The sequence below is a fragment of the Chitiniphilus shinanonensis DSM 23277 genome (assembly GCF_000374805.1).
In the GTDB taxonomy this organism is placed as follows: domain Bacteria; phylum Pseudomonadota; class Gammaproteobacteria; order Burkholderiales; family Chitinibacteraceae; genus Chitiniphilus; species Chitiniphilus shinanonensis.
On the sequence record NZ_KB895357.1, the window covers coordinates 1 to 24,883 of the forward strand.

The following is a 24,883-nucleotide window of genomic DNA, read 5'->3' on the forward strand; positions in this document are numbered from 1 at the left end:
GCCGACCTGATGATGGTGGCCGGCAAGAAGATCGAGGAGCTGATCGCGCGGCTGGCGCAGAAGGCGCGCGCCGCCGGCATCCACCTGATCCTGGCCACCCAGCGCCCGTCGGTGGACGTGATCACCGGGCTGATCAAGGCCAACATCCCGACGCGGATCGCGTTCCAGGTATCGAGCAAGGTGGACAGCCGCACCATCCTGGACCAGATGGGCGCCGAGGCGCTGCTGGGCCAGGGCGACATGCTGTTTCTGCCGCCGGGCACCGGCTACCCGCAACGGGTGCACGGCGCGTTCTGCGCCGACGACGAAGTGCACAAGGTGGCCGAATACCTGAAGACCACCGCCGAGCCGAATTACATCGACGGTATCCTCAACGGCGGCTTCGAGGCCGAGGCCGCCGCGGGCGGCGGCGGGGGCGGTGCGCCGTGGGAAGGCGGCGGCAGCGGCGACCCGGAAGGCGATGCGCTGTACGACGAAGCAGTGGCGTTCGTCATCAAGAGCCGCAAGGCGTCGATCTCGTCGGTGCAGCGCCAGCTGCGCATCGGCTACAACCGCGCCGCGCGGCTGATCGAGCAGATGGAAACCGCCGGTCTGGTGAGCCCGATGGAAACCAACGGCAATCGCACGGTGCTGGTGCCGCCGGCCGATTGACGGCGATGCGCGCGCGCCACGGCGGGTGATGCGACACCTTGAACGCCGTCACGAGTTCATGCTATAAACTCGGTTTTTCCAGAAGTCAGGGAACATTCCAACCATGGCACGAGTATGCAAAGTCACCGGCAAGCGCCCGGTGACCGGGAACAACGTTTCCCACGCCAACAACAAGACCAAGCGTCGCTTCCTCCCGAACCTGCAATCCCGTCGTTTCTGGGTTGAGAGCGAAAACCGCTGGGTGCGTCTGCGTGTATCCAACGCCGCCCTGCGTACCATCGACAAGGTGGGTATCGAAGTCGTGCTGGCCGATCTGCGCGCCCGCGGCGAACTGTAATCGAGGCAACGACCATGCGTGAAAAGATCAAGCTCGAATCCTCCGCCGGTACTGGTCACTTCTACACCACGACCAAGAACAAGCGGACCAAGCCGGAAAAGATGGAAATCAAGAAGTTCGATCCGGTTGTCCGCAAGCACGTGATGTATAAGGAAACCAAGCTCAAGTAATCTGAGCTTGCCTTCCCTGGCTTCAGTGCTCGCAACGAAGAACCCCGCCTACGCGGGGTTTTTTGTTTGGCGCTGCCGAGGTTGTAGCGGGGCAAAACCCACACCTTGAACCACGGAGAACGGTGAGAACACAGAGTTGCACAGAGGAAAGCAAACCATTGGCCGGTGGATTTGCCCTCTCGTTTTGGTTTCCTCCGTGTATCTCTGTGCCCTCTGTGGTTCAAGGTGTGGGGGTTCCAAGGCAACGCCAACGGAATGCCCGCCGCCTATCCCCTGCCGTCGCTGTCGTCCACCGCCCACACTTCGCGCAGACCGTCGCGCAGCAGCATCAGCATCGGGTCTTCCTCGCGGTCGGCCGAATAGATGAACTGCAACGGCGCCGAGATCGCCACCTCGCCGCCCCGCCACAGCGCGATCGAGCCATCGGCGGTAAAGCGGCGCGCGGTACGCTCGGCCAGGATCGCCATGCCCAGACCGGCGCGCACCAGTTCGACCAGGGTGGCCTCTTCGTCGAACTCGCCCACCCGGCGCGGCGAGATGTTCTTCTCGCGCCATAGCTCCTGGGTGATGGTCGCCAGGCTGGTGAACTGCGACAGGCCCAGCCACGGCATCTGCCCCAGCGTGCGCCAGTCGCCATCCTGCGCCTGCGCGGCCCATTCGGGCGGCATGGCGATGCAGAAACCGAACTCCGACAGCACCATGTTGTTGACGTTCTGGTAGGGGTTGCGCCCCAGGTAGAAGCCGCCGTCCAGACCTTTCTTGCGGACTTCGTTCAGCACCACGCCGGAGATCGCGTGCTGGGTCTGGACTGAAATCAGCGGATGACGACTACGCAACAGCGCCAGCCACGGCCCCAATCTGAGGCGCGACGGCACGCCGATGGTGCCGATGCGCACCTTGCCCTTGGGCTCGCCGACCAGCCCGCGCGCGCGTTGCAGCATGCCGCGCGACAACGCCAGGATGTTCTCGGCCTCGGGCAGCAGGATTTTGCCGGCCTCGGTCAACTGCACCCCGCCCGGATAGCGTTCGAACAGCGAACTGCCCAGTTCTTCCTCCAGCGCCTTGATCTGCGCCGTGACCGCGGGTTGCGACAGATGCAGCAGTTCCGCGGCCTGGGTCAGGTGGCCCTGTTGCGCCACCGCCACGAAAGTACGTAATTGATAGATTTCCATCCGAAGCCTGTTCCGGGTCTGTGAGCGACCGCGTTACCGCTGTGCGCGGCGACGCCCGCCTTGCCGCGCCGCCCCTGCTGCCGGGGCCGCCGTGACAAACCGGACCATCCTTGGATTATCCCCCCATTTGATCGGCATTGTCGCCGCGTGGTGCACGGGGAATGTAGTCGCGAAATGCTAATTTCGCCCTGATGGGTAAGACTGATGCAACGCAACATCAGAAATGCTGATTCGCAACATCAGAAATTGCAATTGGCGCTGGTCCGGGCAGGGTGCTTACAGTGCTCCACGAACCGGGCAGCCGGTCGCCGTTCACCCCCTTCAGGAGTCAAGCATGGACGAAACACTGCTCCAGCGAATCCAGAGCAACCCCAAATTCACGGAATTGGTTCACAAGCGCTCCAGGCTGGGCTGGACGCTGTCGATCATCATGCTGGTGATCTATTACGGCTTTGTCCTGGTGCTGGCGTTCTCGCCGGCCACCTTCGGCACGCCGATCAGCGCCGGCAGCGTGACCACCGTCGGCATCCCGGTCGGCATCCTGGTCATCCTCTCCGCTTTCGTCATCACCGGTATCTACGTGCGTCGCGCCAATACCGAATTCGATCAACTGACCCGCGAGCTGGTCGAGGAGGTCCGTCAATGATGCGTTCGTTCACCACCCGTGCCGCGCTGCTCGCGGCCGGCCTCGTCGCCAGCCTGCCCACCTGGGCGGCCGAAGCCATCACCGGCGACGTCAAGCAGCGTGACCTGAACTGGCACGCGATCATCATGTTCTTCGTGTTCGTGGCGTTCACCCTGGGCATCACCTACTGGGCCGCGCGCCGCACCCGCTCCGCCAAGGACTTCTATGCCGCCGGCGGCGGCATCTCCGGCTTCCAGAACGGGCTGGCGATCGCCGGGGACTACATGTCCGCCGCGTCGTTCCTGGGGATTTCCGCCCTGGTGATGACCAGCGGCTACGACGGGCTGATCTACTCGATCGGCTTCCTGGTCGGCTGGCCGATCATCACCTTCCTGGTGGCCGAGCGCCTGCGCAACCTGGGCAAGTTCACCTTCGCCGACGTGGCGTCGTATCGCCTGTCGCAGACGCCGGTGCGCACCTTCGCCGCCGTCGGCACGCTGTGTACCGTGGCGCTGTACCTGATCGCGCAGATGGTGGGCGCGGGCAAGCTGATCCAGCTGCTGTTCGGCATGAGCTATCTGTCGGCGGTGGTGCTGGTCGGCATCCTGATGGTGCTGTACGTGACCTTCGGCGGCATGCTGGCCACCACCTGGGTGCAGATCATCAAGGCGGTGATGCTGCTGTGCGGCGCCACCTTCATGGCGATCATGGTGCTGGCGACCAGCGGCTTCAGCTTCGAAACCATGTTCCAGACCGCCGTCGCCACTCACCCCAAGGGCCTGGCGATCATGAGCCCGGGCGGCATGGTGTCCAACCCGATCGACGCGATCTCGCTGGGGGTGGGCCTGATGTTCGGTACCGCCGGCCTGCCGCACATCCTGATGCGCTTCTTCACGGTGAAGGACGCCAAGGAGGCGCGTAAATCGGTGTTCGTGGCCACCGGCTTCATCGGCTACTTCTACATCCTCACCTTCATCATCGGCTTCGGCGCGATCATGCTGGTGCTGGGCAAGCCCGAGTTCACCGAGACCATCGTCAAGGACGGCCAGCCGGTGTCGCAGCTGATCGGCGGCGCCAACATGGCGGCGGTGCACCTGGCCAACGCGGTCGGCGGCGACTTCTTCCTCGGCTTCATCTCCGCCGTGGCGTTCGCCACCATCCTGGCGGTGGTGTCGGGCCTGGCGCTGTCGGGCGCCTCCGCCGTGTCGCACGATCTGTACGCCAGCGTATTCGCCAAGGGCCGCGCCACCGAGGCCAAGGAGATCCGCGTGTCCAAGATGGCCACCGTGGCGCTGGGCATCGTGGCCATCCTGCTGGGCATCCTGTTCGAGAACCAGAACGTGGCGTTCATGGTGGGCCTGGCGTTCGCCATCGCCGCGTCGGCCAACTTCCCGGTGCTGTTCCTGTCGATGTTCTGGAAGGGCCTGACCACGCGCGGCGCCGTGGTGGGCGGGCTGGTCGGCCTGCTCAGCGCGGTGGTGATGATCGTGCTCGGACCGGCGGTGTGGGTGAAGACGCTGGGCCACGCCCAGGCGATCTTCCCCTACGAGAACCCGTCGATCTTCTCGATGCCGCTGGCGTTCCTGGCGGTCTGGATCGTCTCGTCGCTGGACAACAGCGCCTCAGCCGCCAAGGAACGCGCGCTGTTCCTGCCGCAGTTCGTGCGCTCGATGACCGGCATCGGCGCGGAAGGAGCCTCCAAGCACTGAGCGCCCAGCCGCCCCGCCCTGTCGCAAGTCCGCGGCGGGCGGGATGGCCGGCCACCTCTGGCCGGCCATCCATGGCGGACCGCTTCGTGACAAGCTTCGGCAACGCCCCGCCCGCGCGGGGCGTTTGCGCTAGGTGCGGCACGCCGGATGCCGCTCCGGATCAACCAACCAAGACGACGCGATGCCCGCTCCCTTCGACTTCAGCCGCCCGCCCTTCGATTGCCTCACCGACACCGAACGCGTCGAGCTGGAGGCGACGATGGACCTGGAATACTTCGCCGTCGGCGAGACGGTGATCGGCCAGGACCAGGAGGTGGACGCGCTCTACGTGACGATGAAGGGCTGCGTGATCGAGGCCGGCGTCGACGATCCCGCCGTCTACCGCGCCGGCGCGCCGTTCGACACCCGCGCGCTGGTCGCCGGGCGCGGCACCAGCCGCCTGCTGGCGCACGAGGACAGCATCGTGTTCCGCATCCCGCGCGACACCGTGCTGGCGCTGACACGACGCAACCCGCTGTTCGGCGCCTATTTCTACCAGGACGTCGCCAAGCGCCTGGCCTTCCTGGCGCATCGGCCGCTCCAGCGCGAACTGCAATCGCTGTGGATGGCGCGGGTGCGGCAGGCGCCGGTGGGCGAGCCGCACTGGCTGGAGCACGGCGCCACCGTGCTGGACGCCGCCCGCACCATGCGCCAGTACCACGTGACCTCGGTGCTGGTGCGCGGCGAAGCCGGCAGCGGCATCTTCACCCAGAGCGACCTGCGCAATACCGTGATCGACGGCATCGACGCCCGCAGCGCCCCGGTGGCCGAGCACGCGCGCTACGTGCTGCACGGCGTGGAGGAGGACGACTTCCTCTACCAGGCGATGCTGACCATGACCCACCACGGCATCCAGCGCGTGGTGGTCACCCGCGAGGGCGAAGTGGTCGGCGTGCTGGAGCAGGTGGACCTGCTCGCCTTCCTCTCCAACCATTCGCACCTGGTGGCGGCGCAGATCGAGCGCGCCGGCACCCTGGACGAATTGCGCCAGGCCGCGCGCGACATGGAACGCATGGTGTCGCTGCTGCACGGCCAGGGCGTCAAGGTGACGCTGATCGCCGAACTGGTGTCCGAACTGCACCACAAGCTGCTGGCGCGGCTGTTCGCCATGGTGGCGCCGCCCGACGCGCTGGCGCACGTCTGCCTGCTGCTGCTCGGCTCCGAAGGACGCGGCGAGCAGATCATGAAGACCGACCAGGACAACGCGCTGCTGGTCGAGGACGGCTACCGCCATCCCGAGCTGCCGGCCGCCGCCGCCCGTTTCAACGAGCTGCTGGTCGAGTTCGGCTACCCGCCCTGCCCCGGCGGCGTGATGCTGAGCAACCCGCGCTGGCGCCAGGAGATCGCCCCGTTCAAGCGCCAGCTCGAACAATGGATGGACCACCCCGACGGCGAGAACGCCATGAACCTGGCGATCTGGCAGGACGCCACCCCCATCGCCGGCCGCAGCGACCTCTACGAACAGGTGCGCACCCATTTCACCCGCTGGTTTGCGCAGGATGCCGGGCTGCTGGCGCGCTTCGCCCTGCCGGTGGAACAGCACTTCGACGCGCCGCGCCCGCTGCTGGCGCAGCTGTGGGGCGGCGACGCCCGCGACACGCTGGACCTGAAGAAAAGCGGCATCTTCGTCATCGTGCATGGCGCCCGCAGCCTGGCGCTGGAAGCCGGCATCATCGGCGCCAACACCTATCGCCGGCTGGACGCGCTGGCGCGCGGCGGCCACCTCGACAAACAACAGGCGCGCGACCTGGCCGAGGCGCTGGCCTTCCTGCAGGCGCTGCACCTCAAGCACGCCCTGGCGCAGGCCCAGGATGGCAAACCGATCGACTACCGCATCGCGCCGGGCGAATTGACCACGCTGGAGGGCGACCTGCTCAAGGACACGCTGGCGGTGGTCAAGCGCTTCCGCGCACACCTGCGCCACCACTTCCAGCTGGATACGCTGTGATGCGCGCCCTGTTCGACACCCTGCGCCGGGACTGGCACCGCCGCCAGTTACGCGACCCCGACTACGCCTTCCTGTTCGACGAGGAGCCGCCCGACGAATACGTCAGCCTCGACTGCGAGACCACCAGCCTGGACCCGCGCCGCGCCGAGCTGCTGGCCATCGCCGCGGTGCGGGTGCGCGGCCGGCGCATCCTGTCGTCCGAGCGGCTGGTGTTGCCGGTGCAGCCCGAAGGCGACATCGACCGCGCCGGCATCGCCATCCACGCCATCCGCCGCCAGGATGCGGTCGGCGGCCTGGCAGCGCGCGTGGCGCTGGAACGGCTGCTGCGCTTCATCGGCCCGCGCCCGCTGATCGGCTACTACCTGGAATTCGACCTGGCGGTGATCGACCGCCTGCTGCGGCCCTGGCTGGGCATCGGCCTGCCCAACCGCCGCATCGAGGTGTCGTCGATCTACTACGACCGCCACGTCAGCGCCTACCGACCCGAAGTCGACCTGTCGCTGGGCGCCATGCTGCGCGGGCTGCAATTGCCCGACCTGGGCCGGCATGATCCGGTGAACGACGCACTGATGGCGGCGATGATCTACCTGAAGCTGACGCAGCAGCCGGTGAAGGCCGACTGAAGCATCGGAAACCGCGCTGACACCGGCCGACATCCATATTGCAGCGCAATATCAGCGTAATTGATTCGGCACATCAAAAAACACGATTGGATTCGGCGATATCGGGGTTTTACATTAGCGTCCACCTGCACGGGTCCAGCCCGTCTTCCGTTTCTCTCCCGGTGCCGACCGGCCAGAACCGACCACAAGGAGCACGCATGAGCAGCATCGATTCCGTCCTCAAGGAAAACCGCCTTTTCCCGCCGAGCGACGATTTCCGCGTCAAAGCCAACGTCTCGGGCATGGAGGGCTACAACGCCCTGTGCGAACAAGCCAACAACGACTACGAAGGCTTCTGGGGCGACCTCGCCCGCGAACTGATCACCTGGAAGAAGCCGTTCGGCAAGGTGCTGGACAGCAGCAACGCCCCCTTCTTCAAGTGGTTCGAGGATGGCGTGCTCAACGTCTCCTACAACTGTCTGGATCGTCACCTGGAAACCCGCGGCAACAAGGTCGCGATCATTTTCGAAGCCGACGACGGCACCGTCACCAAGGTGACCTACCGTGAGCTGCACCAGCGCGTCTGCCAGTTCGCCAACGGCCTGAAGAGCCTGGACGTGCAGAAGGGCGACCGCGTGGTGATCTACATGCCGCACGGCATCGAAGCCGTGGTGGCGATGCAGGCCAGCGCCCGCATCGGCGCCATCCACTCGGTGGTGTTCGGCGGCTTCTCCGCCGGCGCGCTGCGCGACCGCATCGCCGATGCTGCCGCCAAGGTGGTGATCACCGCCAACGAATCGGTGCGCGGCGGCAAGGCCGTGCCGCTCAAGGCCGTGACCGACGAAGCCCTGGGCCTGGGCGGCTGCGACTCCATCGAAAAAGTGGTGGTGTACCAGCGCACCAGCAACAAGTGCGAACTGTGGGACGACGCCCGCGACCTGTGGTGGCACAACCTGGTCAAGGGCCAGGCCAGCGAATGCGAACCCGAATGGATGAGCGCGGAAGACCCGCTGTTCATCCTGTATACCTCCGGCTCCACCGGCAAGCCCAAGGGTATCCAGCACAGCAGCGGCGGCTACCTGCTCGGCACCCTGGTCAGCATGAAATGGGTGTTCGACTACAAGGAAACCGACGTCTACTGGTGCACCGCCGACGTGGGCTGGATCACCGGCCACAGCTACGTGTGCTACGGCCCGCTGGGCATCGGCGCCACCCAGGTGGTGTTCGAGGGCGTGCCCACCTACCCGGATGCCGGCCGCTTCTGGCAGATGATCGAAAAGCACGGCGTCACCACCTTCTACACCGCGCCGACCGCCATCCGCTCGCTGATCAAGCTGGGCGGCGACCTGCCCAAGCAATACAACCTGTCCAGCCTGCGCCTGCTGGGCACCGTGGGCGAGCCGATCAACCCCGAAGCCTGGATCTGGTACCACGAAGTGGTCGGCGGCGGCCGCTGCCCCATCGTCGATACCTGGTGGCAGACCGAGACCGGCGCCAACATGATCGCCCCGCTGCCGGGCGCCGTGGCGACCAAGCCCGGCTCGTGCACCCTGCCGCTGCCCGGCATCATCGCCGACGTGGTCGATGAAGCCGGCGCCCCGGTCGAGCCGGGCAAGGGCGGCTTCCTGGTGGTGAAGAAGCCGTGGCCGTCGATGGTTCGCACCATCTGGAACGACCCGGACCGCTTCAAGAAGACCTACTTCCCGGACGACTTCAACGGCAAGCTCTACCTGGCCGGCGACTCCGCCCACTTCGACGAGAACGGCTACATCTGGATCATGGGCCGCATCGACGACGTGCTGAACGTTTCGGGCCACCGCCTGGGCACCATGGAAATCGAATCCGCGCTCGTGGCCAACCCGCTGGTGGCCGAGGCCGCCGTCGTCGGCAAGCCGCACGAGATCAAGGGCGAGGCCGTGGTGGCGTTCGTGGTACTCAAGGCCAACCGCCCCGAGGGCGAGAAGGCCACGCAGATCGCCAAGGAACTGCGCGAGTGGGTGGCGCACGAGATCGGCAAGATCGCCCAGCCGGACGAGATCCGCTTCGGCGACAACCTGCCCAAGACCCGCTCCGGCAAGATCATGCGCCGCCTGCTGCGCGTCATCGCCAAGGGCGAGGAAGTCACCCAGGACACCTCCACCCTGGAAAACCCCGCCATCCTGGATCAACTGCGCCACAGCGCGCTGTAATCCCGATCAAGATCACGGCAGTACATTCGGCCCGCCCACAAGGCGGGCCTTTTTTTGCCCGGTTTGTACTGCGGCGCGCACGCCACAGCCACCACGCCCATGGATTTGCGCAAATAGACCCGCATTGCTAGGATGACCCGGCATTTCCGCTCCCGCGCAGCGGGCGCCTGGATTTGCGCAACCCCTTGCGCGCGGCCCAGTGCCGCGTTCTTTTTTATCGGTGCCGCACGACCATGGACCTCCAGCCAACCCCCGATTCCCCCGTCGCAACCGAAGGCAGCGCCCTCGCCGTCATCCAGCACTTCCGCGTCATCGTCGCCGCCATGCAAGGCCAATACCGCAGCATGCACAAGCAGACCGGCCTTTCCGGTGCCCAGCTCTGGTTCCTGCGCGAAGTGGCCGCCGACCCCGGCCTCACGCTCGGCCAGGTGGCGCAACGCCAGGCCATCCACCAGTCCACCGCCAGCAACCAGCTGGAAAAGCTGGTGCGACGCGGCCTGGTGCAGCGGGTGAAGGGCGAACAGGACCGCCGCCTGACCCGGCTGCAACTGACCGAAGCCGGCAAGGCCGCGCTGGCGGAAACCCCCGGCCCGGCGCGTGGCGTGTTGCAGGAGCTGCTGCTGACCATGCCGCAGGATGAACTGCACCAGCTCGATACCGCGCTCGCCGCCGTGGTGAACCGGCTGGAGCCGTGGCTGGACCACGAGCACCCCGCCGCGCAGACGCCGCTGGCCACCCTGCTGGACGACCAGGCCGAGGACTGACCCGGCCGTTCGCCGCGCTGGGCAAGCCGGGGACTTGTTTTTCCGGCGTGCCGCCGCCATACACATGGATTGCCGCGCCGCCGTCCTGGCGGTCGCCGCCGGGCAACGCCCGCCCACAGGTTCCGAGGTGCCCATGTACGTCGAATTTCCCGGCTCGCCCTACAAGCTGTTCCAGCCGTTCCCGCCCGCCGGCGACCAGCCGACCGCCATCGACGGCCTGATCGAAGGGCTGGAGGACGGCCTGAAATTCCAGACCCTGCTGGGCGTCACCGGCTCGGGCAAGACCTACACCATGGCCAACGTGATCGCCCGGTCCGGTCGCCCGGCCATCGTGATGGCGCCAAACAAGACCCTGGCGGCGCAGCTCTACGCCGAGTTCCGCGAGTTCTTCCCCGAGAACGCCGTCGAATACTTCGTCAGCTACTACGACTACTACCAGCCCGAAGCCTACGTCCCCAGCCGCGACCTGTTCATCGAAAAGGATTCGTCGATCAACGAGCACATCGAGCAGATGCGGCTGTCGGCCACCAAGGCCATGCTGGAACGCTCCGACTGCGTGATCGTCGCCACCGTGTCGGCGATCTACGGTATCGGCGATCCCACCGAATACCACCAGATGATCCTGCATCTGAAGGAAGGCGAGACCCACAGCCAGCGCGACATCATCCGCCGCCTTTCCGCCATGCAGTACGACCGCAACGAAATGGATTTCGGCCGCGGCACCTTCCGCGTGCGCGGCGACGTGATCGACGTGTTCCCGGCGGAAAACGCCGAGCTGGCGCTGCGCATCGACCTGTTCGACGACGAAGTGGAAAAGCTCAGCCTGTTCGACCCGCTGACCGGCCACATCAAGCAGCGCGTCGGCCGCTACACCGTGTTCCCGTCCAGCCACTACGTCACCCCGCGCGACACCGTGCTGCGCGCGGTGGAAACCATCAAGGACGAACTGCGCACCCGGCTGGAGTTCTTCAACAGGGAACAGAAGCTGGTCGAGGCGCAGCGGCTGGAGCAGCGCACCCGCTTCGACCTGGAGATGCTCAACGAGATGGGCTTCTGCAAGGGCATCGAGAACTACTCGCGCCACTTCTCCGGCAAGAAGCCCGGCGAGGCCCCGCCGACGCTGATCGACTACCTGCCCAAGAACACGCTGATGTTCCTGGACGAATCGCACGTGATGATCGGCCAGATCGGCGCGATGTATAAGGGCGACCGCTCGCGCAAGGAAAACCTGGTCGACTACGGCTTCCGCCTGCCCAGCGCGCTGGACAACCGCCCGCTCAAGTTCGAGGAATTCGAGCGGATGATGCCGCAGACCGTGTTCGTCTCCGCCACCCCGGCCGACTACGAGGACAAGCACCAGGGGCAGGTGGTGGAACAGCTGGTGCGCCCCACCGGCCTGATCGACCCGCGCGTCGAGGTGCGCCCGGTCGCCACCCAGGTGGACGACGTGCTGTCCGAGATCACCAAGCGCAGCGCCGTCGGCGAGCGGGTACTGATCACCACGCTGACCAAGCGCATGGCCGAGCAGCTGACCGAGTACCTGAGCGAGCACGGCGTCAAAGTGCGCTACCTGCACTCCGACATCGAGACCGTCGAGCGCGTCGAGATCATCCGCGATCTGCGGCTGGGCGTGTTCGACGTGCTGGTGGGGATCAACCTGCTGCGCGAGGGTCTGGACATCCCCGAGGTGTCGCTGGTGGCGATCCTCGACGCCGACAAGGAAGGCTTCCTGCGCAGCACCCGCAGCCTGATCCAGACCATCGGCCGCGCCGCACGCAACCTCAACGGCACCGCCATCCTCTACGCCGACCGCATCACCGACAGCATGGAGCGCGCCATCGGCGAAACCGAGCGCCGCCGCAACAAGCAGATGGCGTTCAACGCCGAGCACGGCATCGAGCCGCGCAGCGTCAACAAGCGCATCAAGGACATCATCGACGGCGTATACAACGAAGAGGAAGCCGCCGCCGCCCGCATCGAACGCAAGCGCCAGGCGCAACTGGCCGAGCTGGACGAAAAGCAGTTGTCCAAGGAGCTGAAGCGCATCGAGAAGGAAATGATGGAAGCGGCCAAGAACCTGGAGTTCGAAAAGGCCGCCAGCCTGCGCGACCAGCTCAAGCAATTGCGCGAGCGCGCCTTCGGCCACCAGTAGCCAACCGTCGCCGAAAACCAAATGGGCGCCCGCGAAGGCGCCCGTTCTCGTTTTTGCCGCGATCGCCGCGTCAGACTTCCTCTTCGTCCGGCGAGCCGCGGCACCAGCGCGGCAGGATGTTGTAGGACAGCCCCTTGCCACGGCACAGCCACTGGATCGCGCCGTCCTCGTCCTCCTGCGGCAGCAGGTGCAGGGTCTTGCCGGCCAGGCCGCCGCCGCTGCCGAAGGTCAGCGAGATCACGCCGCTCTCCGGATCGATCCGCGCATCCGCCAGCCCTTGCGGTAACGGCGCCTTCACCCCCGCCTCCGCCAGCGTCGCCGGGATCTGCTCGGTCTCGGTGTAGTGCGCCGTCACCGCCACCGTCGCCTGCTGCGCATAGGCCGACACCTCGGTCATCTGCGCGCGCTGCATATAGTCGGCGTACGCCGGGATCGCGATCGCCGCCAGGATGCCGATCATCGCCACCGCCACCAGCAGGCCCGCCACGATCACCACCACCAACGCGCCGCTGTCGCCCTGGCCCGGCACCGCGCCCTGGTTATGGCGCGCGTCCCAGCGCTCGTCGTCGGTGCAGAGGAACACGATGCCCTCCACCAGCGAGATCAGCCCTGGGATGAAGGTCCAGGAGAACAGCAGGTAGAACACGCCCCACCACTGGCCGAGATAGAAGCGGTGGATACCGAAGCCGCCGAGCAGCAGCGCCAGCACACCGGCAATGGACTTCTGCTTGTAGCGCTTGCCGCCCACCGGCTTGGCGCCGCAGAACGGACACTGCGCCGGTACCGGCTGTGGCTGCTGCCGGCCGCAGCCGCCGCAGAAAACGAGATTACCCATGATTTCCCCTGATTTTGGATCGTGTTTTGTCGTGACCGCCCGGGCGGTGCCGGCGTCGAGGCCGGCTCGGGCATTCTACGGGCAGCCGGCAAACGCTTTCAAATCCAGTCAATCAGCAATAGGGAAAAAGTCATCTGACGGGTCCAGTGCTAACCTTCGCGCTCGTCTCGACTTCCGTTCCCCGCGCCCCATGAGCCACGCCGCGCCAGACGCATACCGCATCCGGGAAGAAATCCCCAGCATCGAGCACTACATCGCCATCCGGCTGGCCGCCGGCCTCAGCCGCAAATCGGAGCAGGCCGCCGCCATCGGCCTGCGCAACGGCCTCTACAGCGTGGTCGCCTACCGCGGCGACCAGCCCATCGGCCTGGGCCGCGTCATCGGCGACGGCGGCTGCTTCTTCGAGATCGTCGACATCGCCGTGCTGCCGGCGCACCAGCAGCAAGGCGTCGGCGATCTGATCATGCGCGCGCTGATGGCCCATATCCATCGCCATGCCCCGCCCACCGCCTACGTCAGCCTGATGGCCGACCACGGCACGCCCGGCTTCTACGCGCGCTACGGCTTCCAGCCGTCGCTGCCGCCGGACAGGGCCGGCATGTTCCTGCGCATCGCCTGAAACCCATCCCCGGCCTGATCGATTGAAACAAGCAGCGCGCTGCCCGCGTCAGAGGCCGCCAGCCTCGAACGGCAGTTCCTTCGGCGCGCGTTTCAAGTGACGCAGCAGTTCGCCGGGATTGATGCCGAAATGAGTGCTGAAGCGGCGCGAGAAGCTGGCGATCTCCTGGTAGCCGACGGCGGCCGCCACCTGGCCGACGTTGCCCCAGCCCGCCAGCAGCAGCTCGCGGGCGCGCGCCATGCGTCGCGCCACGATCAGCTGCTGCGGCGCGTGGCCCAGGTGCTTCAGGCACAACCGCTGAAAATGCGCGGCGCTCACGCCGTGGCGCGCCGCCAGCGTGGCCACGCGCCAATCCGCATCCGGCGCGCGGGTCACGTCGTCGAACAGCGCGCGCAGGCTGGCGGCCTGGGCGTCGGCCGCCTCGCTGCTGTGGAGCATGCGCTTGAGCAGATCCGCCACCAGCACCAGCGCGCCGGCCGACAGCGCCTCGTGATCGCGCCGGGCCTCCAGGCACAGCGCGGCGACGGCGTGGAACAGCGTCTCGGCGTCGCGCACCGGCCGCACCTGCGCCCCGCCGCCGGCCACGATGGGCCAGCTCAGCGCATCGTTCAGCAGGAACCACGCGAAGCGCCACGGCGCCGCGGTCATGCGGAAGCCCGAATGCCCCAGCGCTGGCAGCACCGCCAGCTGGCCCGCGCCCACCGGCAGCCGCGATTCGCCGTCGATGACCTCGCCCGCCCCGTCCACACTGACCAGCACCACATGGAACGGCGCGCCGACCCGCTCCACGTGCAGCAGATCCCGCGCCTCGGAAAACCCCGCCAGCACGATGTCGTAATCGCTCAGCGCGCGCAGGTGCGGATGATGGAAAATGCGGGCGCCCACGCCCAGTTGCCGCGTCTGGGGGCCGGCTTCGAACAGCTCCTGGTAGATGGTGGACATGACGGTGCGCGATCCGGACAAACGAAGCGGTCAGATTGCGACATTCGCCCGCCGCATTCAATGGCTTATCTTGCGCTAGGAGGAATCGCCCCGGCCCATCTCGCGCCACACCGCGACCATCGGACCGGCCGAATCGATCCGGCCCGCGCCCTGCGCAGGCCATCACGACAGCAATCAGGCACCGCCTGACACAAAGAGGAGTTGGACCATGACCACCGTTCGCGCCCTGCCCCTGGCGCTGGCCCTGCTCAGCGCCAGTACCATCGCCCATGCCGCGCCCAAGCTGATTTCCTACCTGCCCACCTGGCAATCGGACGAAGACCGCGCCCGCGCCGCCGAGGTGCTGCCGCAGCTGGACATGGGGCTGTATTCCTTCATCGCCGTGCAGCCGGACGGCACCGCCTTCGTGCCCGACGAATCGAAGCCCGTGGCCGAAGCCTGGCGCAAGGCGTTCGCCAACGCCCGCAAGGTGAACCCCAAGCTGGGCTGCCAGTGGGCCATCGGCGGCTGGACCCTGTCGCGCAACATTGCCAAGGTTGCCCAGACCGAAGCCACCCGCAACAAGCTGGCCGCCACCTCGGTGGCCATCATGCGCGACTACCAGTGCCAGGGCCTGGACCTGGACTGGGAACACCCGGTCACCGGCGGCGACTACGCGGCCGACGCCTCCGAGGCCGACCGCGACAACTACATCAAGCTGTTGCAGGCGCTGCGCACCGCGCTCGACGCCCAGGCCAAGAAGGACAAGGCCACCTACGTGCTGACCGCCGCCATCCCCAACACCGCCGGCGGCTGGGGCGTTTCCGGCTACGACCTGCCGCGCGCCGCCGAATTGCTCGACTGGGTGAACCTGATGAGCTACGACTTCTACGGCGGCTGGAGCGGCCACGCCGGCCTGCACGCCGCGCTCTACCCCACCCCGGGCGAGCCGGATGCCGCCATCCTCAACGGCGACGCCGGCGTGAAGTACTTCATGTCCAAGGGCTTCAAGCCGTCGCAACTGGTGTTGGGCGTGCCGTTCTACGCGCGCGGCCAGGGCAACGTCGAGCCCGGCCCCAACAACGACGGCCTGGCCCAGCCCTCCAAGGGCCCCGGCCTGACCAAGTACCCGGAGGCCGGCACCGCGCAGTACTACCTGGCGAAGAAGGACGTGATCGGCCAGCCCGGCTGGAAGTCGTTCCGCAGCAAGGAGGCCGGCGACGCGCCGTACCTGTACAACGCCGAGCTGAAGGAACTGGTGAGCTACGACGATCCGCAGTCGCTCAAGGTGAAGGTGGATTACGTGAAGGCCAACAAGCTGGGCGGCGTGATGATCTGGGAACTGACCCAGGACGATGCCGAGCATAGTCTGCTGAAGGCGCTGAAAAGCAACCTGAAGTAACAAGTAAATAGGGGTGGCCAACGTTGGCCACCCCTGCTGCCATTTTGCATTCTGAAAAAACCTCTCAAATACCTGCAATCATCAATGCCAACCATGCCAATACAAGGGGGCCTACGATCAATTTAAAAAGGACTTTATCCCCCTTACTAAACATAACCCCCGCCACCACGCCCGTCACGCCAGCCGCTAGCAACATCGGAGTGAAGGCCAGAAAAGCAATCCACGCAAATTGGATCTTCAAAGTAGAAAAAATAAATCCAGAAACGCCCACCACAGAAAAAAACAACATAACCACACCAGCCTTACCACCCAAGAACCTCCCCCAGAAGAAGGAGAAAAATACATACAAGACGACGCCCGTCAATAAGTCCAATTTGCAACCCCAAAGGATAGATTTCTCTGCCTCTGCACATCAAACAGGTTTCGGGAAGAATATCAAATCAGATGCACACCACACTCCGGGCAGTGGTCTGCCGTGCCCTCAATAGTCTTCCGGCATATTGGGCAAAGCATTTGGGTTTTCACAGCATAGCCTTCCCCACCACCTTCAGAATTTCTGGGCTCAGACACCTTAATAAAAGCATCAGTCTTTTTTTTGTCCTTCTCCCTTACCGGAATAAAAATCCCAAACATTGCAACAACATTTGACGCCAGCCAAAAATAGTAACCAGGAAGTAAATCAACCTTCACGATAGTCGGAGAACCTCCACCCCCACCAATCCAACCCGGAGGAATAACCAGACAGGAAGCAGCCAGCACGACAGCCAAAATAGCTAAAACACATATGAAAAACGGGGGTTTTCTTTCACTCAACACATAGCAAATCACAACAGGAAAAAACAAATTAACAACCCATCTTATCTCACCCAAGGACAGCAAACCAATAACCCCCACAAGCAATACCATCCACCCTGAGGCCGGGTCTCTAGAGTCCACAACGGGCATTGAAAGGGAAACAAAATACAAAAAAATCGACACAAAACCAAATGCAGCATTAAAGTAATGCGATGACTTCTTCGGCCTTTTCTCGAAATTCTCCATCTTCGTCCAAATCCAAATTAAAATCTTCAAAATTCGATCATAAAAAATTTGACAAAATGCCCCACCCACAACACTAGCAGCGTGCGCTTTTCATCCTATTGACCAGTGGCACTTGCAGGGCAAAAAAGAAGGGCCTTATTTGCAATCAAGTAAAGCGCAAAGAATTTATTCCCTTGATCACCGCTCACAGGCACTTAGGCCAGCGAGCGATTTTAGCTTTGATCAGCACCCACTACCAATCCAGTTCCGCGCCCTCCAGCAACGCAATCAACCCCCGCGCAATCGCCCGGTGATCGCGCGCCGACGGATGCCAATGGCAGGCGCGCAGGTCCAGGTCGCCGTATTCGAAGTACACCACCCGCGCATCGCCGGCCGCCCGGGCCTCGGCCACCGCGGTCCGCACCGTCGCCAGGAAAGTGCTGGACGGCGGGGTGGCAGTCGCGACCAGCAGGGTATCCGGGCCGTAGCGCTGACGCAGGTCGGCGAGCAAGGCGAGATACGCCAGCTTGAACTGCTGCGGAAAGGGATCGGCGATCAGCCCACCGATCTGCGCGGGCACGATACCGAAGTCATTGAGCCCCAGTCCGATCGCCACCACCTGTGGCCGCCAGTCCGCCGGCTGCGGCCAGCGGCTGCCCGGCTCGCTGGGCAGGGTGCGCTGGTAAAAGGCGGGAAACGCCGGCAGCGACGCCATGCCGTGGTAGTTGCGCACCAGCCCGATGCCGGAATACGCATTGATCTGCACGTCCGCGCCGAAATGCCGCGCGGTCAGTGCACCGTAGCTGCGCTGCGCGTCGGTGCGGTCGAACACTTCGGCGTCGCTGCACTGGTGCGTGGTGCTGCGCAGACCGTAGCCCACGGTATTGGAATCGCCGATGAACTCGATCTGCCGCGACCGCGCCGGCGGGGGCGGCAGCACGGCGCCGTCCCGATCCGCCACCAGCCCCAGAAAGCGCCCCACCCGATCCGGCGCCTCGCTGCGGCCGGCCAGCCGCAACGTATGCTCGCCCGGCGCCAGCCCCTCGACCCACACGGTGCGCCGGCCGGGCTTGCGCACGTCCGCCACCGGCTTGCCATCGACTTCGACGTCGAAGTGGTTGATCGCGTCGTCGAAACGCAGGCCGATCCGCGTTCCGCGAAACCGCCCCTCGAAATACACGCCGGGCCAGCCGTAGCGCGCGCCGTCGTCGTCGAGCTGAACCCGCCCCACCGCGCGCACCGTCGCCAGCGAAGTCGCCTGTTCCGCCGCGTGGAGCTGCGGCAGCGCCGTGACCAGCACCAGCAACGCCAGCCCGGCGCGACGCCTTCGATCTCCGATCCATCCCATGTCCGTTCCCTCCCTCGATGATTTGCCTGCATTGTGGAAAACCGGGCCGGGCAAATCCATGCAGCGGACGACACAGCACAAGTTGGGAACAATCGTGTATCCGGCGGCGATCACCGTACCGGCAACACCCGCGGCTCCAGTGGCATGGCGCGCGGGGTGGCGTGCAGCTGGCGCAGCATCTCGCTGGGGTTCACCCCGAAATGTCGCTGGAAGCGGCGGCTGAAGCTGGCGATCTCCTGGTAGCCGACGGCAGCCGCCACGTCGCCCACCCGCTCGCAGCCGGCCAGCATCAGCCGTTGCGCGCGCTCCATGCGTTGCGCGATCAGCAACTGCTGCGGCGTGCGCCCCAGGTGCTTCTGGCACAGCCGCAGCAGTTGTTCGGCGCCGACGCCATACGCGGCGGCGAGCGCTTCCACCCGCCAATCGTGCGCCGGATCCTGCCCCACCTGCTCGAACAGCGCGCGCAGGCGCGGCGCGTGCTCGTCCGCCGGCAGGCCGTGCGCCAGTGCGCGTTGCAGCAGGTCCAGCGTGGTGACCAGCGCCGCGCCGGCCCCGGCGGCGCGATCCCGCGCCTGGTGGCAGAACAGCGCCAGCGCGTGGAACAGGCTGTCCGCGCCGCCGATCGCCAGGCTGCTGGCGCGCGGCCCGGCGAAGCGCGCCCAGCGTGGGGTGGGATCGAGCAGCAGCCATGCCAGTTGCCAGTGCTCGCCGGTCAGGCGCAGCCCGCGCCGCGCGGGGCCGGCGGGCAGGATGCCGAGCATGCCCGGCCCCAGCGGCAGGCGGCGGTCGTCGTCGAGCAGTTCGCCCTGCCCGGCCACGCATACCACCGCCACGTGGAACGGCGCGTCGATCCGCTCGACCACGAATCGCTGCCGGATATCCGAATGGCCGGCGAAGAAGATGTCGTGGTCGGTGAGCGGCAGGTAGTGCAGCAGGTGATACACCCGCCCGCCGATGCACAGCTGGCGGCACGCCGGATCGATGTCGAACGATTCCTGGTAGGTGGCATTCATGGCGCTTGCGGAATTTGGACAAACCGCCGGCCAGATTGCGACATTCCCTTGGCATTTACAAGGCGGTAGCGTACCGCCTGCCTGTCGGATTCGGCCAAGCAGCCGGGGCGCGGGCGATACCGGACAATCGGCCGCGCTGACGGCCGGCAGAACGAGGATGGAGCAATGAAAAGAACCAGGATGATCGGCCTGCTGGCGGCGCTGCCGCTGGCGATGATGCTGATCGGCGCCCAGGCCAAAACGCTCAGTTGGGCGGGTTACCAATGGAACGTCCGCAGCGGCGGCGGCGGCCCGGGCCCCAATACCTGGGACGAGCGCAACGCCTGGGTGGACGAGAACGGCTACCTGCACCTGAAGGTGGCCAACCGCAACGGCGCGTGGTCGTCCGCCGAAGTGCAGTTGTTGAACCCGGCGCGCGTCGGCTTCGGCACCTACCAGTTCCAGATGCTGGGCCGGCCGGATCTGCTGGACCGCAACCTGGTGTTCGGCTTCTTCACCTATCCCAGCGCCGACGTCGGCCCCAACGCCACGCACGAGATCGACATCGAATTCGCGCGCTGGGGCAACGACACCTACCCGTGGGGCAACTACACGGTGTATCCGAACGAAGTCGGCATCGAGCAGAGCTGGGCCGGCTTCAACGACCCGCTGACCACCGACCGCACCACCCACCGCTTCGCCTGGAGCGGCGGCGGCGTGGTCTACCAGGCGTTGAACGGCCACGTGGCGGTGAACGACAACGCCGGCCAGTTCATGCGCTGGGAGTTTCCGCGCAGCGAGGACCCGAACAACTGGCTGCGCCGCAACAAGTGCCCGAACAACAATGCCGCGCGTTGCGTCTCGCAGAAGCAGCAACAGTTCCTGATCAACTTCTGGCAGTTCGAGGGCAAGGCGCCGGCCAACGGCCAGGAAGCCGAAGTGGTGCTCACCGGCTTCACCTACCTGCCGCAGGGCAGCAATCCGCCCACGCCGACCCCGACGCCGGTCCCCACACCGACCCCGACCAAGGCGCCGACACCGACCCCGGTGCCGACCCATGTCCCCACGCCGACGCCCACTCCCAGCGCATGCTACCCGGCGTGGGCCGCGGCCGCCGTGTTCAGCGGCGGCCAGCGCACCACCTACAACGGGCGCAACTACGAGGCCAAGTGGTGGACCCAGGGCGACAACCCGGCGCAGTCCGGCCAGTGGGGCGTGTGGAAGGATATCGGCGCCTGCGGCAACGGCACGCCGCTGCCCACCCCGCCAGCCACGCCGACGCCCCAGCCCACGCCCACGCCGGCGGTCACCCCGGTACCGACCCCCGTGCCGACGCCGGCCGGCAACTGCCCCGCCTGGCAGGATGGCCGCGCCTACGCGGTGGGCGACTGCGTCAGCTACAACGGCCGCCAGTACACCGCCCTGATCGCCCACACCGCCCCGGCCGGCGGTAACTGGACCCCGGAAATCGTGCCGGCCCTGTGGCGGGCGAAGTAACGCGCTGCGCGCCAACGAAAACAGCCCGGCAAGCGCCGGGCTGTTTTGTTTGCGTACCCTGTCATGGGTTAGCGGTAAGCGACTCGCGGGCCTGTTGCGTAGAGGCTTCGCCGCACGCCACTCCATCCACAGCACATCGATCCACTAAGCCTTCACCACTTCACGCCAGCCGTCTCCAGCAGCCCGATCAGGCGTCGCGCAATCACTTGGTGATCCCTCTCCGACGGGAGCCCATGGCAGCCGCACAAATCCAGGTCGCCGTATTCGAAGTACAGTACACGGGGGTCATCGGCCGCCCGGGCTTCGACAACGATCTCCCTGATCGTGGATTTGAACTGCGCGGGAGGCCGGATATCGGTAGCAGTCAGAACCAGCCAAGTATCCGGACCATAGCGTTGGCGAATGTCGTCAAGCAATGACTTATACGCCTGCTTGAACTGTTGCTTCAAAGGATCCGCAATTCTCTGGTCGCTTGGCAACGATGAAAAATCGTTGATCCCGAGGCCAATCACCACTACCTGAGGCCGCCAGTTGGGGGGAGTCGACCAATGAGGCTCGGCCATTCCGGGATATGTTCTTTCGTAGAACACACGAAAACCTGGCAGATCCGTCATTCCCGAAGCGTTATGGATCAGCCCCAGCCCCGAATAACCGTTGATCTGAGCGTCCGCACCGAAATGTCGAGCAACCAGCATGCCGTAGCTGAGCTGGGTATCGGTGCCTTCAAACACTTCCGAATCAGCGCATCGGGGGACACTGCTACCCAACCCAGACCCAACAATATGGGCATCCCCCACAAATTCCATCTGACGAGGACTCGCCGCGGGCGGAGCCAGCATTGCGCTATCTTGTCCAACGACAAACCCTAGGAATCTGCCGACCTGGCCCGGCGCCTCACTACGTCGTGCCACCCGCACGGTATGTTCGCCCGGACCAACACCGGGAACCCACAGCGTTACTTTCCCGGGCCGACGAACCACCATCTTCCGCACATCATCCACCAGCACATCAAACAAGTTGATTTGATCGTCGAACCGCAACCCAATCTGCGTGCCTCGAAAGCGCCCCTCGAAATAAATCCCTGGCCAAGCATAAAGGGCGCCATTCCGATCAAACTCCATCCGCCCTACTGCCTTGACATAGGCCATCCCCCCACCAGACGGGCGGATGGGCACCTCCACAGCTTGGCGCTTGTCGATCCCCGCACCATAAGTGTTCAAGTTCAATGCCAATACAGAAAACCCCACCACAGCGTGCACCAACCAACGACAATCCATAGCCCTGACTCTTCTTCTTTTACTCGTGAATAACCTTCAACACCCTGTTTTATAAGTCCAGCCAACTCCGTGCGAGGGCTGGAAAAGCAGCAAGCGAAGTGAAATGGTACCGGGCATTTACACGATTCGTGCAGCCTTGTCGTTCCAGCGCCCATGATCAGGCGAGCCCCCGGCCAAAACTCAGTTTGTCCTTCAGCAGCACCAGACCCCGCCCCTTCAGGGGGCTCTCCTTACCCCTTCAACCCCAGCCGCTGCGCCAGCTTGTGCAGGTTGCTGGAATCCAGTTCCAGCAACCGCGCGGCGGCGGCCCAGTTGCCCTGGCTGGCGGCCAGCGACTGTTCGATGGCCTGGCGCTGGCAGGCGGCGACGAGATCGCGCATCGGCAGCGGCATCGCCGGCGCGACCGGCGGCGTCACGCCGGGGGCGGCGCTGGGCGTGGCCGGCAGCTGGCCCGGGTCCAGGTCGAGCAGGTCCGGCTCCAGGGTGACGATATCGCTGCGGTCGGCGCCGCGGCCGATGGCCTTGAGCGCGGCGCGGCTGATGGCGTGTTCCAGCTCGCGCACGTTGCCCGGCCAGCCGTAGCGCCGCAGCGCATCCTCGGCGCCGGGCGACAGCCGCAGGCTGCGCAGGCCCAGCCGCGCGCGGTTGCGCTCCAGAAAGCGCCCGGCCAGCAGCAGCACGTCGTTGCCGCGCTCGCGCAGCGGCGGGATGGCGATGGGGTAGACCGACAGGCGATGGTAGAGATCGGCGCGGAACTGGCCCTGCCGCACCAGATCGCCCAGGCTGCGGTTGGTGGCGGCGATCACGCGCACGTCCACCCGCTTGGGGCGATCCGCGCCCAGGCGCTGGATTTCGCCATTCTGCAAGGTGCGCAGCAGTTTGGCCTGCACCGCCAACGGCAGCTCGCCGACCTCGTCGAGGAACAGCGTGCCGCCGTCGGCCGCCTCCACCCGCCCGGCGCGCTCGCCGCCGGCGCCGGAGAACGCCCCCTTCACGTGGCCGAACAGCTCGCTCTCGGCCAGCGATTCGGGCAGCGCCGCGCAGTTCACGTGCACCAGCGGCGCCGCGTGCCGCCGCGAATGGCGATGCAGCCGGTGCGCGAACAACTCCTTGCCGACGCCGGTTTCGCCCAGCAACAACACCGGCAACTCGGAATCGGCCACCACATCGATTTCGTGTAGCAACCGCGCCATCGCCTCGCTGCGGCCGACGATCTCGCCGTCGCCGGCCGGCACGCCCTCGCCCACCGCATCGCCGCGCAGGGCGCGCAGCGCGCGCAACTCGCCTTCCAGCTGGGTCACCCGCACGGCGGCCTCCACCGCCACGATCAACTGCCGCAGTTCGTCCTGCGCAATCTCGTCGAAGGCACCGACCTCCAGCGTGTCGAAGGTGACCACGCCCCACGGCCGCCCCTCCACGTAGAGGCTGGCGCCCATGCAGTCGTGCACCGGCAACGGCTCGCCGGCGTGGCTGTCGATCAGGCCGTCGTAGGGGTCGGGCAGGTTGCTGTCGTGGTGGAAGCAGGTGACGCCGCGCTGGCCGAGGATGGCCGCCAGCCGCGGGTGCTGGCCGATGGCGAAGCGCCGGCCCAGCGCATCGCGCACCAGCCCGTCCACCGCCACCGGCTTCAGATCGTCGCCCTCGCGCTGCAACAGCGCCACCGCGCCACATTGGAAATGCGTGCGCAGCCAGCCCGCCAGGCGTTGCAGGCGCACCGCCTGCGGCAGATCCGCGGCCAGATCGGCCAACATCAGGGGAAGCATCATGGTTCAAATCACCCTATCAGGTAAAACGAACCCTAACGCAATACGGTCGTTTGCACCACACCAACCTACAAAGCATTGATTTCATTGGCATCCGGCAGCTGGAACAGCGCTTGCTAAAGAAGAGGCAACCCCGGCAACCACCGGCCCGCATCCCCATCCGAACAAGGACCGACCATGGAACTCCTCGACCAACCCCTGGCAAAACTGGCCCAACGCATCGCCGGCGCCACCCGCGTGTTCCACGAACACCAGCTCGACTTCTGCTGTGGCGGCAAGCACACCCTGCGCGACGCCGCCGCCGCGCGCGGCGTGGATGCCGACGCTGTCGCCGCGCAACTGGCCAAACTGGCCGAATTGCCGGCCGGCGACCAGCGCGACTGGAGCGCCGCGTCCACCGCCGAGTTGATCGACCACATCCTCACCCGCTTCCACGACGTGCACCGCGAGCAGTTGCCCGAGCTGATCCGCCTGGCGCGGCGCGTGGAACAAGTGCACGGCGACCGCGAGGATTGCCCGCACGGTCTGGCCGACCACCTGGAATTCATGTTCCAGGAACTGGAAAGCCACATGCAGAAGGAAGAGCAGATCCTGTTCCCGATGCTGGCGGCCGGGCGCGGCATGATGGCCGGCGGCCCGATCCAGGTGATGCGCATGGAGCACGACGAACACGGCGAATCGCTGCGCCGCCTGGCCGAACTCACCCACGACATCACCCCGCCGCGCGGCGCCTGCAACACCTGGCGCGCGCTGTACCTGGGCCTGCGCACCCTGCGCGAGGACCTGATGGAGCATATCCACCTGGAGAACAACATCCTGTTCGAGAATGCGGGACGGACCGCGGCGTGATG

The 24,883-nt window shown here is 65.7% G+C and carries 23 protein-coding genes; 14 read left to right on the forward strand and 9 right to left on the reverse strand.

The window, feature by feature from the left end; translation table 11 throughout:
- The 3 genes from C556_RS20960 to rpmG all read left to right on the forward strand — a co-directional run.
- Window positions 1–651, forward strand: a 651-nt coding sequence (locus C556_RS20960; RefSeq protein WP_018749483.1) for a DNA translocase FtsK, incomplete at its 5' end; no start/stop codon positions are given.
- A gap of 103 nt (window positions 652–754) precedes the next feature.
- On the forward strand, window positions 755–988 hold the full coding sequence (gene rpmB / locus C556_RS0117170; protein ID WP_018749484.1) for a 50S ribosomal protein L28: 234 nt from the start codon (window positions 755–757) through the stop codon (window positions 986–988).
- Window positions 989–1,002: 14 nt separating this feature from the next.
- Entirely contained in the window at window positions 1,003–1,158 is a 156-nt protein-coding gene (gene rpmG, locus C556_RS0117175; RefSeq protein WP_018749485.1) for a 50S ribosomal protein L33, read from the forward strand.
- Between the two features lie 266 nt (window positions 1,159–1,424).
- On the opposite strand, the gene C556_RS0117180 is transcribed toward rpmG, so the two are convergent.
- Window positions 1,425–2,330 carry a LysR family transcriptional regulator gene (locus C556_RS0117180; RefSeq protein ID WP_018749486.1) on the reverse strand — a complete coding sequence of 302 codons (906 nt, stop codon included), beginning with the start codon at window positions 2,328–2,330 and terminating at the stop codon, window positions 1,425–1,427.
- 334 nt (window positions 2,331–2,664) lie between these two features.
- Here C556_RS0117180 and C556_RS0117185 point away from each other — a divergent pair, with 334 nt between their 5' ends.
- The 7 genes from C556_RS0117185 (at window position 2,665) to uvrB (ending at window position 12,358) form a co-directional block, all read left to right on the forward strand.
- The gene (locus C556_RS0117185) at window positions 2,665–2,976 is read left to right on the forward strand and encodes a DUF485 domain-containing protein (protein ID WP_018749487.1); all 312 of its coding nucleotides are present in this window, start codon (window positions 2,665–2,667) and stop codon (window positions 2,974–2,976) included.
- Entirely contained in the window at window positions 2,976–4,664 is a 1,689-nt protein-coding gene (locus C556_RS0117190; RefSeq protein ID WP_373279225.1) for a cation acetate symporter, read from the forward strand. The genes C556_RS0117185 and C556_RS0117190 overlap by 1 nt, the downstream gene beginning before the upstream one ends.
- A 181-nt stretch (window positions 4,665–4,845) precedes the next feature.
- Window positions 4,846–6,651 (forward strand): DUF294 nucleotidyltransferase-like domain-containing protein, encoded by a 1,806-nt coding sequence (locus tag C556_RS0117195; protein WP_018749489.1) that lies wholly within the window; start codon window positions 4,846–4,848, stop codon window positions 6,649–6,651.
- Window positions 6,651–7,274, forward strand: a complete 624-nt coding sequence (locus tag C556_RS0117200; RefSeq protein ID WP_018749490.1) for a 3'-5' exonuclease — start codon at window positions 6,651–6,653, stop codon at window positions 7,272–7,274. The genes C556_RS0117195 and C556_RS0117200 overlap by 1 nt, the downstream gene beginning before the upstream one ends.
- A 197-nt stretch (window positions 7,275–7,471) precedes the next feature.
- Window positions 7,472–9,442, forward strand: a complete 1,971-nt coding sequence (gene acs / locus C556_RS0117205) for an acetate--CoA ligase (protein WP_018749491.1) — start codon at window positions 7,472–7,474, stop codon at window positions 9,440–9,442.
- A 233-nt stretch (window positions 9,443–9,675) separates the two neighbouring features.
- Window positions 9,676–10,206, forward strand: coding sequence for a MarR family winged helix-turn-helix transcriptional regulator (locus tag C556_RS20965; protein ID WP_018749492.1), 531 nt, complete (start codon window positions 9,676–9,678; stop codon window positions 10,204–10,206).
- A gap of 133 nt (window positions 10,207–10,339) precedes the next feature.
- The gene (uvrB, locus tag C556_RS0117215; protein WP_018749493.1) at window positions 10,340–12,358 is read left to right on the forward strand and encodes an excinuclease ABC subunit UvrB; all 2,019 of its coding nucleotides are present in this window, start codon (window positions 10,340–10,342) and stop codon (window positions 12,356–12,358) included.
- Window positions 12,359–12,428: 70 nt separating this feature from the next.
- Here uvrB and C556_RS21880 read toward each other — a convergent pair whose 3' ends face one another.
- The gene (locus C556_RS21880) at window positions 12,429–13,193 is read right to left on the reverse strand and encodes an NINE protein (protein ID WP_018749494.1); all 765 of its coding nucleotides are present in this window, start codon (window positions 13,191–13,193) and stop codon (window positions 12,429–12,431) included.
- Between the two features lie 190 nt (window positions 13,194–13,383).
- Between C556_RS21880 and C556_RS0117225 the strand changes: the two genes are divergently transcribed.
- Window positions 13,384–13,812 carry a GNAT family N-acetyltransferase gene (locus tag C556_RS0117225; protein ID WP_018749495.1) on the forward strand — a complete coding sequence of 143 codons (429 nt, stop codon included), beginning with the start codon at window positions 13,384–13,386 and terminating at the stop codon, window positions 13,810–13,812.
- Between the two features lie 48 nt (window positions 13,813–13,860).
- On the opposite strand, the gene C556_RS0117230 is transcribed toward C556_RS0117225, so the two are convergent.
- On the reverse strand, window positions 13,861–14,754 hold the full coding sequence (locus tag C556_RS0117230) for a helix-turn-helix transcriptional regulator (RefSeq protein WP_018749496.1): 894 nt from the start codon (window positions 14,752–14,754) through the stop codon (window positions 13,861–13,863).
- A gap of 208 nt (window positions 14,755–14,962) precedes the next feature.
- Here C556_RS0117230 and C556_RS0117235 point away from each other — a divergent pair, with 208 nt between their 5' ends.
- Window positions 14,963–16,135 carry a glycoside hydrolase family 18 protein gene (locus C556_RS0117235; RefSeq protein ID WP_018749497.1) on the forward strand — a complete coding sequence of 391 codons (1,173 nt, stop codon included), beginning with the start codon at window positions 14,963–14,965 and terminating at the stop codon, window positions 16,133–16,135.
- Between the two features lie 64 nt (window positions 16,136–16,199).
- Here C556_RS0117235 and C556_RS0117240 read toward each other — a convergent pair whose 3' ends face one another.
- The 4 genes from C556_RS0117240 to C556_RS0117250 all read right to left on the reverse strand — a co-directional run bounded on the left by C556_RS0117240 (window position 16,200) and on the right by C556_RS0117250 (window position 19,516).
- Entirely contained in the window at window positions 16,200–16,484 is a 285-nt protein-coding gene (locus tag C556_RS0117240) for a hypothetical protein (protein WP_169338639.1), read from the reverse strand.
- 86 nt (window positions 16,485–16,570) lie between these two features.
- Complete coding sequence (locus C556_RS23260; RefSeq protein WP_169338640.1) at window positions 16,571–17,176, reverse strand: hypothetical protein; 606 nt, start codon at window positions 17,174–17,176, stop codon at window positions 16,571–16,573.
- A gap of 232 nt (window positions 17,177–17,408) precedes the next feature.
- Entirely contained in the window at window positions 17,409–18,503 is a 1,095-nt protein-coding gene (locus C556_RS20975) for a GDSL-type esterase/lipase family protein (protein ID WP_157236248.1), read from the reverse strand.
- A 110-nt stretch (window positions 18,504–18,613) separates the two neighbouring features.
- A complete protein-coding gene (locus tag C556_RS0117250; RefSeq protein WP_018749500.1) occupies window positions 18,614–19,516 on the reverse strand; it encodes a helix-turn-helix transcriptional regulator in 903 nt (300 codons plus the stop codon).
- A gap of 165 nt (window positions 19,517–19,681) precedes the next feature.
- Here C556_RS0117250 and C556_RS24130 point away from each other — a divergent pair, with 165 nt between their 5' ends.
- Window positions 19,682–20,992 (forward strand): carbohydrate-binding protein, encoded by a 1,311-nt coding sequence (locus C556_RS24130; RefSeq protein WP_157236249.1) that lies wholly within the window; start codon window positions 19,682–19,684, stop codon window positions 20,990–20,992.
- A gap of 152 nt (window positions 20,993–21,144) precedes the next feature.
- Here C556_RS24130 and C556_RS20985 read toward each other — a convergent pair whose 3' ends face one another.
- Both C556_RS20985 and norR read right to left on the reverse strand, forming a co-directional pair.
- Entirely contained in the window at window positions 21,145–22,269 is a 1,125-nt protein-coding gene (locus C556_RS20985; RefSeq protein WP_245559269.1) for an SGNH/GDSL hydrolase family protein, read from the reverse strand.
- A gap of 230 nt (window positions 22,270–22,499) precedes the next feature.
- Complete coding sequence (gene norR / locus C556_RS0117270) at window positions 22,500–24,035, reverse strand: nitric oxide reductase transcriptional regulator NorR (protein WP_211214750.1); 1,536 nt, start codon at window positions 24,033–24,035, stop codon at window positions 22,500–22,502.
- 174 nt (window positions 24,036–24,209) lie between these two features.
- On the opposite strand from norR, the gene ytfE reads away from it, so the two are divergent.
- On the forward strand, window positions 24,210–24,881 hold the full coding sequence (gene ytfE, locus C556_RS0117275; protein ID WP_018749504.1) for an iron-sulfur cluster repair protein YtfE: 672 nt from the start codon (window positions 24,210–24,212) through the stop codon (window positions 24,879–24,881).
- The last annotated feature ends 2 nt before the right edge of the window (window positions 24,882–24,883 follow it).

Excerpts from the sequence above, each read along its gene's own strand:
- C556_RS0117180 (WP_018749486.1), bottom strand. The coding sequence starts at position 2,330 with ATGGAAATCTATCAATTACGTACTTTCGTGGCGGTGGCGCAACAGGGC.
- C556_RS21880 (WP_018749494.1), bottom strand. The coding sequence starts at position 13,193 with ATGGGTAATCTCGTTTTCTGCGGCGGCTGCGGCCGGCAGCAGCCACAG.
- C556_RS0117200 (WP_018749490.1), top strand. The coding sequence starts at position 6,651 with ATGCGCGCCCTGTTCGACACCCTGCGCCGGGACTGGCACCGCCGCCAG.
- rpmG (WP_018749485.1), top strand. The coding sequence starts at position 1,003 with ATGCGTGAAAAGATCAAGCTCGAATCCTCCGCCGGTACTGGTCACTTC.
- C556_RS20985 (WP_245559269.1), bottom strand. The coding sequence starts at position 22,269 with ATGGATTGTCGTTGGTTGGTGCACGCTGTGGTGGGGTTTTCTGTATTG.
- C556_RS0117250 (WP_018749500.1), bottom strand. The coding sequence starts at position 19,516 with ATGAATGCCACCTACCAGGAATCGTTCGACATCGATCCGGCGTGCCGC.
- C556_RS0117225 (WP_018749495.1), top strand. The coding sequence starts at position 13,384 with ATGAGCCACGCCGCGCCAGACGCATACCGCATCCGGGAAGAAATCCCC.
- C556_RS0117190 (WP_373279225.1), top strand. The coding sequence starts at position 2,976 with ATGCGTTCGTTCACCACCCGTGCCGCGCTGCTCGCGGCCGGCCTCGTC.
- ytfE (WP_018749504.1), top strand. The coding sequence starts at position 24,210 with ATGGAACTCCTCGACCAACCCCTGGCAAAACTGGCCCAACGCATCGCC.
- norR (WP_211214750.1), bottom strand. The coding sequence starts at position 24,035 with ATGATGCTTCCCCTGATGTTGGCCGATCTGGCCGCGGATCTGCCGCAG.
- C556_RS24130 (WP_157236249.1), top strand. The coding sequence starts at position 19,682 with ATGAAAAGAACCAGGATGATCGGCCTGCTGGCGGCGCTGCCGCTGGCG.
- C556_RS23260 (WP_169338640.1), bottom strand. The coding sequence starts at position 17,176 with ATGGAGAATTTCGAGAAAAGGCCGAAGAAGTCATCGCATTACTTTAAT.
- C556_RS0117195 (WP_018749489.1), top strand. The coding sequence starts at position 4,846 with ATGCCCGCTCCCTTCGACTTCAGCCGCCCGCCCTTCGATTGCCTCACC.
- C556_RS0117230 (WP_018749496.1), bottom strand. The coding sequence starts at position 14,754 with ATGTCCACCATCTACCAGGAGCTGTTCGAAGCCGGCCCCCAGACGCGG.
- C556_RS20975 (WP_157236248.1), bottom strand. The coding sequence starts at position 18,503 with ATGGGATGGATCGGAGATCGAAGGCGTCGCGCCGGGCTGGCGTTGCTG.
- uvrB (WP_018749493.1), top strand. The coding sequence starts at position 10,340 with ATGTACGTCGAATTTCCCGGCTCGCCCTACAAGCTGTTCCAGCCGTTC.
- rpmB (WP_018749484.1), top strand. The coding sequence starts at position 755 with ATGGCACGAGTATGCAAAGTCACCGGCAAGCGCCCGGTGACCGGGAAC.
- C556_RS0117235 (WP_018749497.1), top strand. The coding sequence starts at position 14,963 with ATGACCACCGTTCGCGCCCTGCCCCTGGCGCTGGCCCTGCTCAGCGCC.
- C556_RS20965 (WP_018749492.1), top strand. The coding sequence starts at position 9,676 with ATGGACCTCCAGCCAACCCCCGATTCCCCCGTCGCAACCGAAGGCAGC.
- C556_RS0117185 (WP_018749487.1), top strand. The coding sequence starts at position 2,665 with ATGGACGAAACACTGCTCCAGCGAATCCAGAGCAACCCCAAATTCACG.
- acs (WP_018749491.1), top strand. The coding sequence starts at position 7,472 with ATGAGCAGCATCGATTCCGTCCTCAAGGAAAACCGCCTTTTCCCGCCG.